General features: G+C 71.3%; 14 protein-coding genes and 1 other RNA gene. 2 read left to right on the top strand and 13 right to left on the bottom strand.

The window, feature by feature from the left end; translation table 11 throughout:
• Positions 1 to 53: 53 nt before the first annotated feature.
• The 6 genes from ACIRB4_RS24870 to ACIRB4_RS24845 form a co-directional block, all read right to left on the bottom strand.
• Positions 54 to 911, bottom strand: coding sequence for an anti-sigma factor family protein (locus ACIRB4_RS24870; RefSeq protein ID WP_403294370.1), 858 nt, complete (start codon positions 909 to 911; stop codon positions 54 to 56).
• On the bottom strand, positions 908 to 1,495 hold the full coding sequence (locus tag ACIRB4_RS24865) for a sigma-70 family RNA polymerase sigma factor (RefSeq protein WP_403294369.1): 588 nt from the start codon (positions 1,493 to 1,495) through the stop codon (positions 908 to 910). The genes ACIRB4_RS24870 and ACIRB4_RS24865 overlap by 4 nt, the downstream gene beginning before the upstream one ends.
• 142 nt (positions 1,496 to 1,637) lie before the next feature.
• Positions 1,638 to 2,189 carry a CGNR zinc finger domain-containing protein gene (locus tag ACIRB4_RS24860; protein ID WP_403294368.1) on the bottom strand — a complete coding sequence of 184 codons (552 nt, stop codon included), beginning with the start codon at positions 2,187 to 2,189 and terminating at the stop codon, positions 1,638 to 1,640.
• A gap of 166 nt (positions 2,190 to 2,355) precedes the next feature.
• A complete protein-coding gene (locus ACIRB4_RS24855) occupies positions 2,356 to 3,495 on the bottom strand; it encodes a uroporphyrinogen-III synthase (protein ID WP_403294367.1) in 1,140 nt (379 codons plus the stop codon).
• Positions 3,496 to 3,569: 74 nt separating this feature from the next.
• The gene (locus ACIRB4_RS24850; RefSeq protein WP_403294366.1) at positions 3,570 to 4,925 is read right to left on the bottom strand and encodes a nitrate/nitrite transporter; all 1,356 of its coding nucleotides are present in this window, start codon (positions 4,923 to 4,925) and stop codon (positions 3,570 to 3,572) included.
• A gap of 239 nt (positions 4,926 to 5,164) precedes the next feature.
• Entirely contained in the window at positions 5,165 to 6,139 is a 975-nt protein-coding gene (locus tag ACIRB4_RS24845) for a LysR family transcriptional regulator (RefSeq protein ID WP_403294365.1), read from the bottom strand.
• Positions 6,140 to 6,258: 119 nt separating this feature from the next.
• Here ACIRB4_RS24845 and ACIRB4_RS24840 point away from each other — a divergent pair, with 119 nt between their 5' ends.
• Positions 6,259 to 7,530 (top strand): MFS transporter, encoded by a 1,272-nt coding sequence (locus ACIRB4_RS24840; RefSeq protein ID WP_403294363.1) that lies wholly within the window; start codon positions 6,259 to 6,261, stop codon positions 7,528 to 7,530.
• Positions 7,531 to 7,559: 29 nt separating this feature from the next.
• On the opposite strand, the gene ssrA is transcribed toward ACIRB4_RS24840, so the two are convergent.
• The 5 genes from ssrA to ftsE form a co-directional block, all read right to left on the bottom strand.
• Positions 7,560 to 7,953, bottom strand: a transfer-messenger RNA (tmRNA) gene (gene ssrA / locus ACIRB4_RS24835).
• 109 nt (positions 7,954 to 8,062) lie between these two features.
• The gene (gene smpB / locus ACIRB4_RS24830) at positions 8,063 to 8,605 is read right to left on the bottom strand and encodes an SsrA-binding protein SmpB (protein WP_356889852.1); all 543 of its coding nucleotides are present in this window, start codon (positions 8,603 to 8,605) and stop codon (positions 8,063 to 8,065) included.
• A gap of 18 nt (positions 8,606 to 8,623) precedes the next feature.
• Positions 8,624 to 9,781, bottom strand: a complete 1,158-nt coding sequence (locus ACIRB4_RS24825; protein ID WP_403294362.1) for a S41 family peptidase — start codon at positions 9,779 to 9,781, stop codon at positions 8,624 to 8,626.
• Positions 9,782 to 9,859: 78 nt separating this feature from the next.
• A complete protein-coding gene (gene ftsX / locus ACIRB4_RS24820) occupies positions 9,860 to 10,777 on the bottom strand; it encodes a permease-like cell division protein FtsX (protein WP_403294361.1) in 918 nt (305 codons plus the stop codon).
• A gap of 21 nt (positions 10,778 to 10,798) precedes the next feature.
• Positions 10,799 to 11,488 carry a cell division ATP-binding protein FtsE gene (ftsE, locus tag ACIRB4_RS24815; protein WP_345487862.1) on the bottom strand — a complete coding sequence of 230 codons (690 nt, stop codon included), beginning with the start codon at positions 11,486 to 11,488 and terminating at the stop codon, positions 10,799 to 10,801.
• Between the two features lie 236 nt (positions 11,489 to 11,724).
• Between ftsE and ACIRB4_RS24810 the strand changes: the two genes are divergently transcribed.
• Positions 11,725 to 11,919: a hypothetical protein gene (locus tag ACIRB4_RS24810; RefSeq protein WP_403294360.1), complete on the top strand. Its 195-nt coding sequence runs from the start codon at positions 11,725 to 11,727 to the stop codon at positions 11,917 to 11,919.
• A gap of 146 nt (positions 11,920 to 12,065) precedes the next feature.
• Here the strand turns inward: ACIRB4_RS24810 and ACIRB4_RS24805 are convergent, their stop codons facing one another.
• On the bottom strand, positions 12,066 to 12,944 hold the full coding sequence (locus ACIRB4_RS24805) for an LPXTG cell wall anchor domain-containing protein (protein WP_403294359.1): 879 nt from the start codon (positions 12,942 to 12,944) through the stop codon (positions 12,066 to 12,068).
• A gap of 418 nt (positions 12,945 to 13,362) precedes the next feature.
• Positions 13,363 to 14,469, bottom strand: coding sequence for a peptide chain release factor 2 (prfB, locus tag ACIRB4_RS24800; RefSeq protein ID WP_403294358.1), 1,107 nt, complete (start codon positions 14,467 to 14,469; stop codon positions 13,363 to 13,365).
• Between the last annotated feature and the right edge of the window lie 3 nt (positions 14,470 to 14,472).

Below are 14,472 nucleotides of genomic sequence, written 5' to 3'. Positions count from 1 at the left end.
ACTGCCCCCGCCGTGGGGCAGCCGTCGAGCTTATGCCACGCGGGGGCCCTGTGTCAGGCGTCGACCTCCACGAGACGGGCGCCGTCGAACGTACGGACTTCGAAACGGTCGATGTCGTCGCGGTCCATGGCGGCCCCGCCGTGCACATAGAGCGGGTTCTTCGCCGCGTCGGTGGCGGCGCCCGGGATGCCGTATCCCCACTTCGGCACGGCCCAGGAGGTGACGACCTCCTCCTCGCCGCTGGTGGAGACGGCGACGAGCCGGCACTTCAGCGGGCCCTTGACGTTCTTGAGCTCCAGGACGGTGTGGGTGCCCCAGCCCTTGCGCTCCAGGCCGACGACGGCGCTGACCTTGGTGGTCGGGTCGGTGGCCTGGACCTTCTCCTCCATGTGGTGGAAGAAGGCGTCCTCGGCGGGGCTGGTCGGGTGGGGGTCGACCACGGCGCGGTCGTCCTTCTCGCCGCCGGAGGTGGCGACGACGGCGACCGCGGGCCCGCCGATGATCAGCACGGCGGCCGCGGCGACGAGGAAGCGGGTACGGCGGCGGGTACGGGCCCGCCGGGCGGCCACCTCGTCGACGAGCCGGTCGAGGACCTCGGGTCCGGGGGCCGGGGCGGCCGCGAGCGGCGGACGCGGGTCGCGGGCCGGGGGCGGCGCGGGCGGGCGGGGCGCGAAGGCGTCGAAGGCGTCGTCGGCGTAGGGGTCGACGGCGTGGGGGCCGGCGGCGGACGTTCCGGGCGGCGCGGGGGGTGCCTCGGCCAGGAGGGCGAGCATCGGCTCCAGGCCGGCGAACTCCTCCACATGCGCGACACACACATCGCAGCGCGTGAGGTGTGCTTCGAACGCGGCGGTGTCAGCCGCGTCGAGGATGCCCAGCACGTAGGCACCCGCCGCATCGTGTGGCGACGTCATACCGTTACCCCCCTCTCCTCCAACGCGAGCTTCATCGAACGCAGTGCGTAGAACACGCGTGACCGGACGGTGCCGGCCGGTATGCCGAGTGTCTCGGCCGCCTCGTTGACCGTACGCCCCTTGAAGTAGGTCTCGACCAACACTTCCCGGTGGGCGGGGGTCAAATCGTCGAGTGCGTCGGAGAGCGTCATCAGCCACAGCGCTTTGTCGATCTCGTCCTCCGCGGGCAGGACCTCGAGCGGTGACGGATCGACCTCCTGCGGCCGGGCCTGCCGGCTTCGGTGGCCGTCGATGACGATGCGCCGGGCGACCGTCACCAGCCAGGGTCGGACAGAGCCGGTCGCCCGATTGAGCTGACCGGCGTTCTTCCAGGCACGGATGAGCGTCTCCTGTACGACGTCCTCGGCGCGCTGGCGGTCGCCGGCGACGAGGCGCAGTACGTAGGCGAGCAGGGGCCCGGCGTGTTCGCGGTAGAGGGCGCGCATCAACTCCTCGTCGGGGACGGCGGGTCGGAAGCGGGTCACCTCGCTACGATGCCGGGCCCGATGCGGACGGTCATCGGCCACGGCCGCATCCTCGCGCACCTGTACCTCCCCGGTCGAGACCCTGTTGTCGTCGATGGGTACGGGGTGGAGGCGGATCGCACTCAACGCCGGGGAAAGTTTTTTTCCGGGCGGGTTACGCGGCGACCTTCCGGGCGCGGGCGGGGCGGGCCTTCCGGGGGTGTTACGCGGCGACCTTCCGGCGGCGGTGGCGGGCGACGCGCTCGCGGTTGCCGCACAGTTCGCTGGAGCACCAGCGGCGGCGGCGTCCTCGGGAGGTGTCGAGGTAGCAGCGGCGGCAGTTGTCGCCCTCGCACCGGCGCAGCAGGGCGCGGGCGGCCGGGTCGGTGAGCAGGTCGACGGCGTCCCGGGCGATGGCGGCGAGCAGCGCCGTGCACTCGGGCTCGTCGCTCAACGCCCGTACGAGCAGGCCGGTTTCGGTGCGTACGGCGCGGGGTGCGGGCGGCGCGGAGGCGGCGGCGAGGGAGTTGAGGCGTTCCAGGGCGGCGTCGACGGTGGCCGGGCTTCCTCCGTCGAGCTGGGCATGGACCAACGTGGCGACGCAGTCGCGCAGTTCGCGGAAGCGGAGGACCCAGAGCGGGTCGAGGGCGCGCAGCGGCGTGGCGGCCGGGACGAGTCCGGTGGCGTGGAGGAAGCGGTCGAGCGTCTCGGTGCGGTCGAGCGGCTGGGCGGCCAGGTCCAGGCAGATCCGCCCGGAGTCGAACCGTACGGTCATGCCCCTGTCACCACCTCACGGTCGGAAGCCGGTCGGGCGCCCGACCAGAGTGCACCCGGCCGTCGTGCGCGACTAGTCCCTCGGCGGCGGGTTGTCGTGAAGGATGCGCTGGAACGCCCGGCCGCGCCTCCGCCGCTCGCCCGGCGCCCACCGCAGCCGGGGCCCGCTACCCGTCCCCGTACTTCGTGTCCGCCGCCGGGTCCACGGCCAGCCGGTAGCCCCGCTTGACCACCGTCTGGATCAGCTTGGGCGTGCCGAGTGCGGCGCGCAGCCGGGCCATCGCCGTCTCCACCGCGTGCTCGTCGCGGCCCGCGCCGGGCAGCGCGCGCAGCAGGTCGGCCCGCGAGACGACCCAGCCCGGGCGCCGGGCCAGAGCGTTCAGCAGCGCCATCCCGGCCGGTGGGACCGGATGCAGGCCCCCGTCGACCAGGACCGCCTGGCCACGGATCTCGACGAGGTGGCCGGCCACCGGGAGCGTACGGGCCCGGGCGGGCAGTTCCCGGCAGAGCAGCTGCACCAGCGGCCCGAGCCGGAAGCGTTCGGGCTGGAGCGTGTCGATGCCGTGGGCCTGCAGCGGCAGGGCCGTCACCGGCCCCACGCAGACCGCGAGCACGTCGTGCCGCAGCGCCTCCAGCAGCTCCGCCCGCACCCCCCGGTCCTCCGCCCGCGTCAGCAGCGAGGCGGCGGCCGGCGCGCTGGTGAAGGTCACCGCGTCCAGGGTCCCAGCGAGCACGCCGTCGAGCAGCCGGTCCAGCGGGCCGATGTCCTCCGGCGGCATCCACCGGTAGACGGGGACGCCGACGACCTCCGCGCCGCCCGCCTCCAGCGCCTCGACGAACCCCGGCAGCGGCTCACCGTGCAGCTGGAGCGCGATCCGCCGCCCCGACACGCCTTCGGCGAGCAGCCGGTCGAGGACCTCGGCCATGGACTCGGACGACGGCGACCACGACTCGGTGAGGCCGGCCGCCCGTACCGCGCCCTTGACCTTGGGGCCGCGGGCCAGGACCTCGACGCCCCGCAGGCGGGCGAGGAGCTCTTCTCCGTACCCCCAGCCGTCCGCCGCCTCGACCCAGCCGCGGAAGCCGATCGCCGTCGTGGCGACGACGACGTCGGGGGCGTGATCGATGAGTTCCTTGGTGGCGGCGAGGAGTTCGGTGTCGTCGGCGAGTGGCACGATCCGCAGTGCGGGACCGTGGACGACGGCGGCGCCACGACGGCGGAGGAGCGCGCCCAGCTCGTCCGCGCGCCGCGCCGCCGTGACTCCTACGGTGAACCCCGCGAGGGGACCCTGCTCTTGCTCGTACATGACGACCGAGCCTGACGGTCCTCCGTGACAGACTCGGTTCGCCCGTATTTCTTGGCCGTTACGGACCACTCCGATCACACCTCGGCGTATCCGAGCTGCGGCTTCTTCTCCTCGGCGGCCTCCGCGGTGTCCGGTACGACGGCCGGCCGGCGAAGGTATACCGCCCAGGTCACGACGATGCAGGCCGCGTAGAAGACCAGGAAGGCGACGAAGGCCGAGGTGCCGGTGCCCGCGGTCTGGAAGGACTGCCGGAAGGCGAGGTTGATGCCGAGCCCGCCGATCGCGCCGACCGCGCCGATCAGGCCCATGGAGGCCCCGGAGAGCCTGCGGCCGTACGACTCGGCCGCCTCGCCCGACAGCCCCTTGCGGTGCCCCTGCGCGAGGAAGATCGCGGGGATCATCTTGTACGTGGAGCCGTTGCCGAGGCCGGAGAGGACGAACAGGCCGATGAAGCCGACGAGGAACACGGCGAGCGACTCGACGACCGAGGCGTAGATCACCACGGAGGTCGCGGCCGCCATCCCGGCGAAGTTCCACAGGGTGATGCGGGCCCCGCCGTGCTTGTCGGCGAGGGAGCCGCCGATGGGCCGGATCAGCGAGCCGAGCAGCGGACCGATGAAGGTGAGCGAGGCGGCCTGCAGCGGGGTGCGCCCGAACTGGGTCTGCAGGACCAGGCCGAAGGCGAAGCTGTACCCGATGAAGGAGCCGAAGGTACCGATGTACAGGAAGGCCATGATCCAGGTGTGGCCGGCCCTGACGGCCTCCTTGGCGGCGCCGGTGTCGTTCCTGACGGGCGCGAGGTTGTCCATGAAGAGCGCGGCGCAGACGGCGGCGACCAGGATCAGCGGGAGGTAGACGCCCAGCACGAGGCGCGGGTGCATGGCGCCCGCCGTGCCGATGACGAGCAGGCCGACGAGCTGGACGACCGGGACGCCGATGTTGCCGCCGCCGGCGTTGAGGCCGAGCGCCCAGCCCTTCTTCCGCAGCGGGAAGAAGGCGTTGATGTTGGTCATGGACGAGGCGAAGTTGCCGCCGCCGACGCCGGTGAGCGCGGCGACCAGGAGGAAGGTGTGGTACGAGGTGCCCGGCTCCATCACGGCGAAGGCGAAGCCCGTCGGCAGCAGGAGCAGCAGCGCGCTGAAGATGGTCCAGTTCCGCCCGCCGAACCGGGCGACGGCGAAGGTGTACGGGACCCGGATGAGCGCCCCGACGAAGGTGGCGGTCCCGATGAGGAAGAACTTCCCGGCCGGGTCGATGCCGTACTCCGGCCCCATGAAGAGGACCATCACGGACCACAGGCTCCAGATGGAGAAGCCGATGTGCTCGGAGAGCACGGAGAAGAGCAGATTGCGCTTGGCGATCCGCTCTCCCTGTTCACGCCAGAAGGTCTCGTCCTCCGGCTCCCACCGTTCGATCCACCGGCCGCCCATCACGTACCTCCACGGTCTCGGGTCCCGAGCGCCCAGAAGCTCCGGACCTCGTGGACCAGACGCTAGGGGGGCCGCGTTTCAGACCGGTGGCGGGAAGTGACGGGTACGGAACCTTGCTCTCACCCGGGGCCGGCCGGAGGTGTGAGTACGCCCCGCCGTCCGGCCCGCGCCACCCGGCCCGGCCCGCGCCACCCGGCCCGGCCGGTGCCGCCCGGCCCGACCCTACGCGCCCGGTGCGGTCAGACCGCCGGGACCCCCGCCTCGTCCGCCGGCAGCCAGGAGTCCGCCGGGCGCTCCAGCCAGCCCTCCCGGGCCCCGATCTCCGCCGCGGCCGTGCGCAGCGCGTCGAGCCCCGGGTGCCTCAGCCCCTTGCGCCACACCAGACTCACCGGGGAGAGCGGCACGGGATCGACCAGGGGCCGCAGCACGCTCCCCGGCACCGGCGGAAAGTCGACGACCACGAGCGCGGGAGTGCCGAGCTTGGCCATGATCCGGCGGAACTCCTCGAACCCCACGGCCATCGGGGCGCGCGGCGCGACCGTGATGCCCCGGCCGGCGAAGAGCCGGGCGGCCAGGTCGGTCCACTCCGCCGTGCGGTCGTTGCCCGCGCCCGCGTAGACGCTCTCGCCCGCCAGCGCGGCCAGCGGCACGGCCGCCAGGCCGGCGAGCGGGTGCCCCTCGGGCAGCAGCACCGCCATCGGCTCGTACCGTACGAACTGCGAGGCGAGCCCCGCCCGCGTGGCGGGGCCGAGCCCGCCGAACCGGCCGAAGGACACGTCGAGACCTCCGGCCAGGATCTGCGCCGCGGCCCCGGTCAGTCCGCTCTCATAACGGGCCATCAGCTCCTGCTCGGGGGCGAGTTCACGCGCCCGCTCCAGAACGCGGCCGTTCGCCAGGCCCGTGGTGTTGAGGTCGACGAGCAGCGGCCGGGTCTCCGCCCGGAAGGCGTCGCTGAGCGCGTCGCAGGCCGCCAGCACCCCGCGCGCGTACGGGAGGAGACGCGCGCCGTCCGCGGTGAGCGTGACCTGCCGGGTGGTCCGTACGAACAGGTCGGCGCCCAACTCCCGCTCAAGCCGCCGGATGTCGCGGCTGAGCGCCTGCTGGGCGACGAAGAGCCGGGCGGCGGCGCGGGTGAAGTGCAGTTCGTCGGCGACGGCGGTGAAGGCGCGCAGGAGCCGCGGTTCTATGTCGTGCGCGTACGGGGAAGGGGCCACCCCGCATTCAACAACGCGCGCGCGTGAATGGCCACGGATCAGGTTTCACAACGCGAGCGCGTGAATGGCCGCGGATCAGGTGTTGGACCGCCCAGGCGGCCGACCCCGAGGCTGTTCGCATGCCGCACCACGACCTCACGCTCACCCCGGCGGGCCCGGCGTTCGCCCCGCGCTACGGCGACCGGCCTGCCCGCCGCCCCACCGCGGGGACCAACCCCTACCTCCGCCTCTTCGCCACCCCCGGCGCCCGCGCCTTCACGGCCGGCAATCTGATCGCCCGGCTCCCGATGGGGATGTTCAGCGTGAGCGCGGTGATCATGATCGCCGGGTCGTACGGCTCGTACGCGCTCGCCGGCGCCGTCACCGCCACGGGTCTTGCGGCCATGGCCCTGGTCGCGCCCTGGACGGCGCGGCTCGTCGACCGGTACGGGCAGGCTCGGGTCGCCGTCCCGGCGGCCGCGCTGGCCTCGCTCGGCTCGCTCGCCCTGCTGCTGTGCGTGCGGGCCGAGGCGCCGGCCTGGACCCTCTTCGTGGCGTACGCGGCGACCGCCACCACACCGAACACGGGAGGCATGTCCCGCGCCCGCTGGGCCCATCTCCACGCGGGGGACCCGGCCGCCCTGCACACCGCGAACGCCTTCGAGCAGGCCGCCGACGAACTCTGCTTCATGCTGGGCCCGGTGCTGGCCGCGCTCCTGTGCGCGGGGCTCTTCCCCGAGGCGGGCACGCTGGTCGGCGCGGTCCTGCTGTTCACCGGTGTGCTGGTCTTCGCGGCCCAGCGCTCCACGGAACCCCCGGTCGCGCCGCGCGCCGCCGTCTCGGGTCCGGGCGCCGTCTCCCCTCTGCGCGCGCCCGGCATGGCGCGGCTCCTCGGCGTCTTCCTGGCGACGGGCGCGGTCTTCGGGGCGATGGAGGTGGTGGCGCTGGCCCATGTGGACGGCCCGGCCGCCGGTCCCGTGCTCGCGCTGCAGGCGGCCGGCTCGTGCGCGGCGGGCCTGGTCTACGGCCGCACACGGCGCTCGGCCGGCCTCGGCACCTGTCTGGCCGCGATGACCGTCCTGATGACGCTGCCGCTGCTGGGCGCCTCGACCGGTTCGCTGGCGGCCCTGGCGGCCGGTCTGCTCGTGGCGGGCATGGCGACGGCCCCGACGATGGTCACGGGCATGGCGCTGGCGCAGCGCCGGACCCCACCCGGCCGGCTGAACGAGGGCATGACCCTCGCGGTGACCGCCCTCCTCGGCGGCGTCGCGGCCGGCTCGGCGGTGGGCGGCTGGACGGCCGAGCACGCTCCGGCGACGGCCCACGCGTTTCTGATCCCACCGGCGGCGGCTGCCCTCGCTCTGGGTCTGGCCGTCGGCGGGGGTATGACGAAGGCCCGGCGGTCGTCGTGACGACTGCCGGGCCTTTGCCCACATGGGATGAGTGGAGATGGCGGGAATCGAACCCGCGTCCAACGGTGCGGAAACAGGGCTTCTCCGTGTGCAGTCCGCTACGAGTTTCTCAGCCCCGGAGATCACGCGGACAAGTCTCCGACGGGCTCAGTCACTGTTTGATTTCCCTCAGGCCCCCGTGACCGGGGCTAGAGGTTTAGATCCCTAGATGACGCCAGGATCCGGGTCGGGACCATCCCCGGGCTGACGCTCCTCACAGAGGCTTCTGGTCGTTACCTAAAAATTAGGCAGCGAGGGCGAAGCGGGAGTTATCGCTCTTGGAGTTGGCGATTATTGGTTGCGACATATGGTTTACGAGATCATTGCCGCTTCCTCGACACGCTTCCCCTGCTTCGACATCCGCTGTCGAAACCGATCATCCCCATGTTGATTTTTCAAAACGCGCACCCGCTGTGAGGTGCGGGGCCCATCGTACGTGAACAACGGGGACCGTCGCCAGCCTATTCCCACCGGCCCGGACGGCCCGGCGCCCCTACGCGGACTGGGCCGCCCGCTGGCGCCGCTTCGCCGCCGCGATCGCGCGGTTCGTCTCCCGCGTGTCCTGCTTCTCCCGGAGCGTCTGCCGCTTGTCGTACTCCTTCTTGCCCTTGGCGAGCGCGATCTCGACCTTGACCCGGCCGCTCAGGAAGTACAGCGCGAGGGGCACGATCGTGTGACCCGTCTCCTGCGCCTTCGACTCCAGCTTGTCGATCTCGGCGCGGTGCAGCAGCAGCTTGCGCTTCCGCTTGGCCGAGTGGTTGGTCCAGCTGCCCTGCATGTACTCGGGCACGTGGATGTTGTGCAGCCACGCCTCGTGGCCGTCGATCTGGACGAAGCCGTCGACGAGCGACGCCCGTCCCATGCGCAGCGACTTCACCTCGGTGCCCATGAGCACGACACCGCACTCGTAGGTGTCGATGATGTGGTAGTCGTGCCGCGCCTTCTTGTTCTGCGCGATGATCTTGCGCTCGGGGCCCTTCTCAGGGTCCTTCTTCTTGGCAGGCTTGCCCTGCACGTTCACGAGTCCCTTTGCCATAGTGCGGCCATTTTCGCACTACGACCCCCCTCCGAGGCCACTCAATACCGTCCTCGCCCGCTCCTCGGCCCGTTCGCTGACGGCCAGGTCCGGTGTGATCCCGCGGCCGTCGACGCCGTGCCCGGCCGGAGTGCGGTAGTGGCCGACGGTCAGCTCGGCGACGGACCCGTCGGGCAGCGTGCTCGGCATCTGGACCGCGCCCTTGCCGAAGGTGCGGGAGCCGACGGTGACCGCCCGGCCCCGGTCCTTCAGCGCCCCGGTCAGCAGCTCGGCGGCGCTCATCGTGCCGCCGTCGATCAGCGCCACCACGGGCCGCTCGGTGTCCCCGCCCCGCTCGGCGTACACCGCGCGCTGCTCCCCGTCGACGTCGTACGTGGCGACCAGACCGCCGTCCAGGAAGGCGGAGGCGGCGACGGCGGCCTCGGCGACCAGACCGCCGGCGTTGCCGCGCAGGTCGAGCAGGACACCGGCGCCCGGCCGGGCCCGCCGTACCGCGTCGCGTACCCGCTCCCCCGTCCCCTTGGTGAAGGCGGCCACCTTGATCACGACGGTCCCGTCGCCCAGGCGCCGCACGGTGACGTCCTCGGTGGCGAGCCTGGCCCTGCGCAGGGTGGCGGTCCATGCGGTGCGGCCGCGCTCCACGCCGAGGACGACGGTGGAGCCGGGGACGCCGTCACCGCGCAGCAGGGAGACGACCTCCGAGACGGAGAGCGAGCCGACGGAACGGCCGTCGACGGTGACGAGGCGGTCGCCGGGCCGCAGCCCGGCCCGGGCGGCCGGACCGCCGGCCCGTACCCGGCTGATCTCGACGCGCCCCTCCCCCGCCCTCCGGGCGGAGAGCCCGACGCCGGTGTACGAGCCGTCGAGGGCCTGCTCGAACTCGTCGTACTCCGCCGGGCCGTACACCGCGCCCCAGCGGTCACCGCTGCGGCTGACGAACTCCTCGGCGGCCTGCTTGCCCGACTTGCCGTCGGCCATCGCCTCGGCGGCGGCGCGGTTGAGGGCGCCGCGGTCGACGAGGGCGCGGCGCGAGGACGGCTCGGTGTCCGCCGGCTCCTGCCGCGGCAGCGAGTCCGTGACGGCCGCGGCGGCGAGGACACCGGCGAAGACCAACGCGAGAACGGCCCCACGGACGATTCCGCGGGGCCGCGGACAGAACTCGGGGCCGACCGGCATGTCGCCCACTCTAGGACAAGCGAAAGGCGCCGTACGGTCGTTGACCGCACGGCGCCCGGAGTACTCAGGCGGCTCTTCTCACACCCTGAGGTACTTGCGCAGCGCGATGAAGGCGGCCAGCGCGGGCATGAGCAGCCCGATGACCAGGACCAGAGGCAGCACCGACAACACGGCGTCCCAGCCGATGAAGTTGACGAGCTGCATCTTGTCGGCGAGCGCCAGGCCGTGGTCGATCAGGAAGTACCGGCCCGCGAGGAGCATCACGCTCGCGACCACACCGCCGAGGAGACCTGCGAAGGCGGCCTCCATGATGAAGGGCATCTGGATGTAGAAGCTGGAGGCGCCGACGAGCCGCATGATGCCGGTCTCACGCCGCCGGCTGAAGGCGGAGACGCGCACGGTGTTGACGATCAGGATCAGCGCGATGATCAGCATCAGCGCCATCACGTAGATCGCCACGACGTTCATGCCGTTCATCAGGTCGAACAGGTTCTGCAGGATGTTGCGTTGGTCCTGTACGGACTCCACTCCGTCCCGCCCGGCGAAGGCGGTGGCGACCACCTTGTACTTCTCCGGGTCCTGCAGCTTCACCCGGAACGACTCCTGCATCTGGTCCGGCGTGATGACGGACGCGATGGCGGTGTCGCTGTACTGCTCCTTGTAGTGCTTGTACGCCTCGTCGGTCGACTCGTGGATGACCTTCTCGACGATGTCCATCTTCTTCAGATCGGCCTCGATCTGCTCCTTCTGCTGCGCGGTCACCGCGCCCTTGGCGCACTTGGGGGAGGTGGCCGCGTCGTTCTTGTTGCAGAGGAAGATGGAGACGTTGACCTTGTCGTACCAGTAGTCCTTCATCGTGCTGACCTGCTCGCGCATGAGCAGCGCGCCGCCGAACAGGGCGAGCGAGAGGGCCACGGAGACGATGACGGCGAACGTCATGGTGAGATTGCGCCGGAGACCGACGCCGATCTCGGAGAGCACGAACTGAGCGCGCATGGTGTCTGTTCCCCTACCTGCTCAGTGCTGGTATCCGTAGACGCCACGCGCCTGGTCGCGGACGAGACGGCCCTTTTCGAGCTCGATGACGCGCTTGCGCATCTGGTCGACGATGTTCTGGTCGTGGGTCGCCATGACGACGGTGGTCCCTGTCCTGTTGATGCGGTCGAGCAACTTCATGATGCCGACGGAGGTCTGCGGGTCGAGGTTGCCGGTGGGCTCGTCGGCGATCAGCAGCATCGGGCGGTTGACGAAGGCCCTGGCGATGGCGACGCGCTGCTGCTCACCACCCGAGAGCTCGCCCGGCATGCGGTCCTCCTTGCCGCCGAGACCGACGAGGTCGAGCACCTGGGGCACGGCCTTGCGGATCTCGCCGCGCGGCTTGCCGATGACCTCCTGGGCGAAGGCCACGTTCTCGGCGACGGTCTTGTTGGGCAGCAGGCGGAAGTCCTGGAAGACGGTCCCCAGCTGGCGGCGCATGTGCGGCACCTTCCAGTTGGAGAGCCGGGCCAGATCCTTGCCGAGGACGTGCACCTGGCCGTGGCTGGCGCGCTCCTCGCGAAGGATCAGCCGAAGGAAAGTCGACTTTCCGGAGCCGGAGGAACCGACGAGGAAGACGAACTCCCCCTTCTCGATCTCCAGGGATACATCCCGGAGCGCGGGGCGGTTCTGCTTCGGATAGGACTTGGAGACGTTGTCGAATCGGATCACGGATGCACCACGGTCGGCCGGGAGTAGGTGAGCGCGACCTTACGCGACCGGGGATGGCCCGCGCAGTCGCGGTCCGAGCTTGTGTGCTTTATCCTTTTCGTCCTTCCGGGCGGAGGGGGATCGATCCGGCGGGGCGCGCCGAAACGCTCGCGAGCTGGCACAGTGGTAGGGGGAACGCACGGGTACCACCGGACGTTGACCACGGTGTGGACCCCTGTGCGGGAGGAGGAGAGCGCATGACCTATGACCGACTGGTGTGCGCCAATTGCGCGGCCCCCGTCGCGGAGGGCCGCTGTGCCATCTGCCGCGCGAACCGGGAACGCCTGAAGGATGAGGGCCCGCTGGGCGGGCTGACACCGGCGATGCTGCTGACCCTGCTGATCGCCATGGTGGCGGCGGTGGCACTGCTCGCGGCGCTGCAGACCGCGTAGGCCGCCGCAGGCGCGTCAGCGATGCAGGCAGGCCGCGTAGACACGATGCGGACCGCGTAGCACGACGTACGCGAGCCGGTCGGCGACGGACACGGGAAAGGGCCGGGGGGCGACCCCCGGCCCTTCCTCATGCTCTAGCGGTCCGCTCAGACGGCGGCACGGCCACCGGCGACGAGGCGCGGAAGCATCCGGAAACCGATGCCGCCGGCGATCATCGTGGCGGCACCGATGACCAGGAACGTGGTCTCGGCGGCGCCGGTCTCGGCCAGCTCCTCCTTGGCCTTGCCCTGCTCGACGGGCTGCGAGCCGGCGTTGTTGGTGTCGGGGTTGTTGTCGACACACTCGGCGCCGTCGAGGTCGACGGTGCAGGTGCCGGCGCCACCATCGGTGGAGGAACCGCCGTCGCTACCACCCGTGGTGTCCTCGCCCGGGTTCGTCGGGTCGGGGTTGGCCGGGTTCGGCTTGGTCGGGTCCGGGTTGGCCGGGTTCGGGTTCTCCGGGTTCGGCTTGGTCGGGTCCGGGTTGGCCGGGTTCGGGTCGGCCGGGTTCGGGTTCGCCGGGTTCGGGTCGGCCGGGTTCGGGTTCGCCGGGTTCGGGTTCTCCGGGTTCGGGTTCGCCGGGTTCGGGTCGGCCGGGTTCGGGTCGGCCGGGTTCGGGTTCGCCGGGTTCGGGTTCGCCGGGTTCGGGTTCGCCGGGTTCGGGTTCTCCGGGTTCGGGTCGGCCGGGTTCGGGTTCGCCGGGTTCGGGTTCGCCGGGTTCGGGTTCGCCGGGTTCGGGTTCTCCGGGTTCGGGTTCTCCGGGTTCGGGTTCTCCGGGTTCGGGTTCTCCGGGTCGGGGTCCTCGCACACCGAGCCCGGCGCGCAGGGGTCCTCTTCCTCGCCCAGCTGGGCCTGGATGCTCAGCGGACCGACCTCGATGTCCGCGTTGACCGCCTGTGCGGCGCCCGCGGCGGTCAGGGACGCGCCGGCGACGATCACCGTGCCGGCCGCGATGCGCGCGAGGCGAACGCGCGTCTTCTTCGTCATCTGGCTGCTACCCCCAGTAGCTCAATCTCGTCATGGAGCAGCGCTCGGGGCCGCGGGCAGCAGGAGCGACGTCATGACTGGACCGGCCCCCGTTCACACACGCCCCAGATATGCGCATGCCAAGCGCCACCCTCCCGACTTTCCGCAAACGCGTCAAGGTCGTTGCGCGTGCGATGTCTGAAAGATCACGAGTTGCCCGCCATGCGGGGATGCAACTGTGACGTAAACGCGGAACTTCCGCCTCCCTCGCGGCAGTTCCCTTGTCGACAAAGCGCCCGCCTGACCCGGTTTCCGCTTGCGCCCGCGAATCAACGCCCGGTCGTCACCAGGCGAACCGTGTGCCCGTCGGACACGACGACGGCGCCCGGGCCCCGCACACACGAAGTGCGGGGCCCGGGCGCCGTGAAGCCGAACTCGGTTACTTCTCCTGCTGCTTGCGCCAGCGGATGCCCGCCTCGAGGAAGCCGTCGATCTCGCCGTCCAGGACCGCCTGCGGGTTGCCGACCTCGAAGTCCGTCCGGAGGTCCTTGACCATCTGGTACGGGTGGAGGACGTACGAGCGCATCTGGTTGCCCCAGGAGCTGCCGCCGTCGCCCTTCAGGGCATCCATCTTGGCGCGCTCCTCCTGGCGCTGGCGCTCGAGGAGCTTGGCCTGGAGGACGTTCATCGCGCTCGCCTTGTTCTGGATCTGGGAGCGCTCGTTCTGGCAGGAGACCACGATGCCGGTCGGGAGGTGCGTGATACGCACCGCCGAGTCGGTCGTGTTGACGCCCTGGCCACCCGGGCCCGAAGCGCGGTAGACGTCCACGCGCAGCTCGGACTCGTCGATCTCGACGTGGTCGGAGGACTCCACGACCGGCAGGATCTCGACGCCCGCGAAGGACGTCTGGCGGCGGCCCTGGTTGTCGAAGGGGGAGATGCGCACCAGGCGGTGCGTGCCCTGCTCGACCGAGAGCGTGCCGTAGGCGTACGGGGCCTTGACCACGAAGGTGGTCGACTTGATGCCGGCCTCTTCGGCGTACGAGGTTTCGTAGACCTCCGTGCCGTAGCCGTGTCGCTCGGCCCAGCGCAGGTACATGCGCTGCAGCTGCTCGGCGAAGTCCGCGGCGTCGACGCCGCCGGCCTCGGCCCGGATGTTGACGAGCGCCTCACGCTCGTCGTACTCGCCCGAAAGCAGCGTACGGACTTCCATCTCGTCCAGCGCCTTGCGGACCGAGACGAGCTCCGCCTCGGCCTCGGTGCGCGTGTCCGGGTCGTCCATCTCCTCGGCGAGCTCGAAGAGCACCGCGAGGTCGTCGATCCGGCTGCGCAGGGCCTCGGCCTTGCGGACCTCGGCCTGGAGGTGCGAAAGCTTGCTGGTGATCTTCTGCGCCGCCTCCGGGTCGTCCCAGAGGGACGGGGCCGCGGCCTGCTCTTCGAGCACGGCGATGTCTGCCCTCAACTTCTCGAGGTCCAGTACGGCCTCGATCGACCCCATGGTCGAGGAGAGGGACTTCAGCTCTTCGGATACATCGACGACTGCCACGCG

The organism is Streptomyces sp. NPDC093600, from assembly GCF_044764755.1.
In the GTDB taxonomy this organism is placed as follows: Bacteria; Actinomycetota; Actinomycetes; order Streptomycetales; family Streptomycetaceae; genus Streptomyces.
This window is presented reverse-complemented; position numbering and strand designations above follow the sequence as displayed.

What these genes read in the sequence shown, in the direction of transcription:
- ACIRB4_RS24870 (WP_403294370.1), bottom strand. Translation starts at nt 911, where the DNA reads ATGACGTCGCCACACGATGCGGCGGGTGCCTACGTGCTGGGCATCCTC.
- ACIRB4_RS24860 (WP_403294368.1), bottom strand. Translation starts at nt 2,189, where the DNA reads ATGACCGTACGGTTCGACTCCGGGCGGATCTGCCTGGACCTGGCCGCC.
- ACIRB4_RS24855 (WP_403294367.1), bottom strand. Translation starts at nt 3,495, where the DNA reads ATGTACGAGCAAGAGCAGGGTCCCCTCGCGGGGTTCACCGTAGGAGTC.
- ACIRB4_RS24850 (WP_403294366.1), bottom strand. Translation starts at nt 4,925, where the DNA reads ATGGGCGGCCGGTGGATCGAACGGTGGGAGCCGGAGGACGAGACCTTC.
- ACIRB4_RS24840 (WP_403294363.1), top strand. Translation starts at nt 6,259, where the DNA reads ATGCCGCACCACGACCTCACGCTCACCCCGGCGGGCCCGGCGTTCGCC.
- smpB (WP_356889852.1), bottom strand. Translation starts at nt 8,605, where the DNA reads ATGGCAAAGGGACTCGTGAACGTGCAGGGCAAGCCTGCCAAGAAGAAG.
- ACIRB4_RS24825 (WP_403294362.1), bottom strand. Translation starts at nt 9,781, where the DNA reads ATGCCGGTCGGCCCCGAGTTCTGTCCGCGGCCCCGCGGAATCGTCCGT.
- ftsX (WP_403294361.1), bottom strand. Translation starts at nt 10,777, where the DNA reads ATGCGCGCTCAGTTCGTGCTCTCCGAGATCGGCGTCGGTCTCCGGCGC.
- ACIRB4_RS24810 (WP_403294360.1), top strand. Translation starts at nt 11,725, where the DNA reads ATGACCTATGACCGACTGGTGTGCGCCAATTGCGCGGCCCCCGTCGCG.
- ACIRB4_RS24805 (WP_403294359.1), bottom strand. Translation starts at nt 12,944, where the DNA reads ATGACGAAGAAGACGCGCGTTCGCCTCGCGCGCATCGCGGCCGGCACG.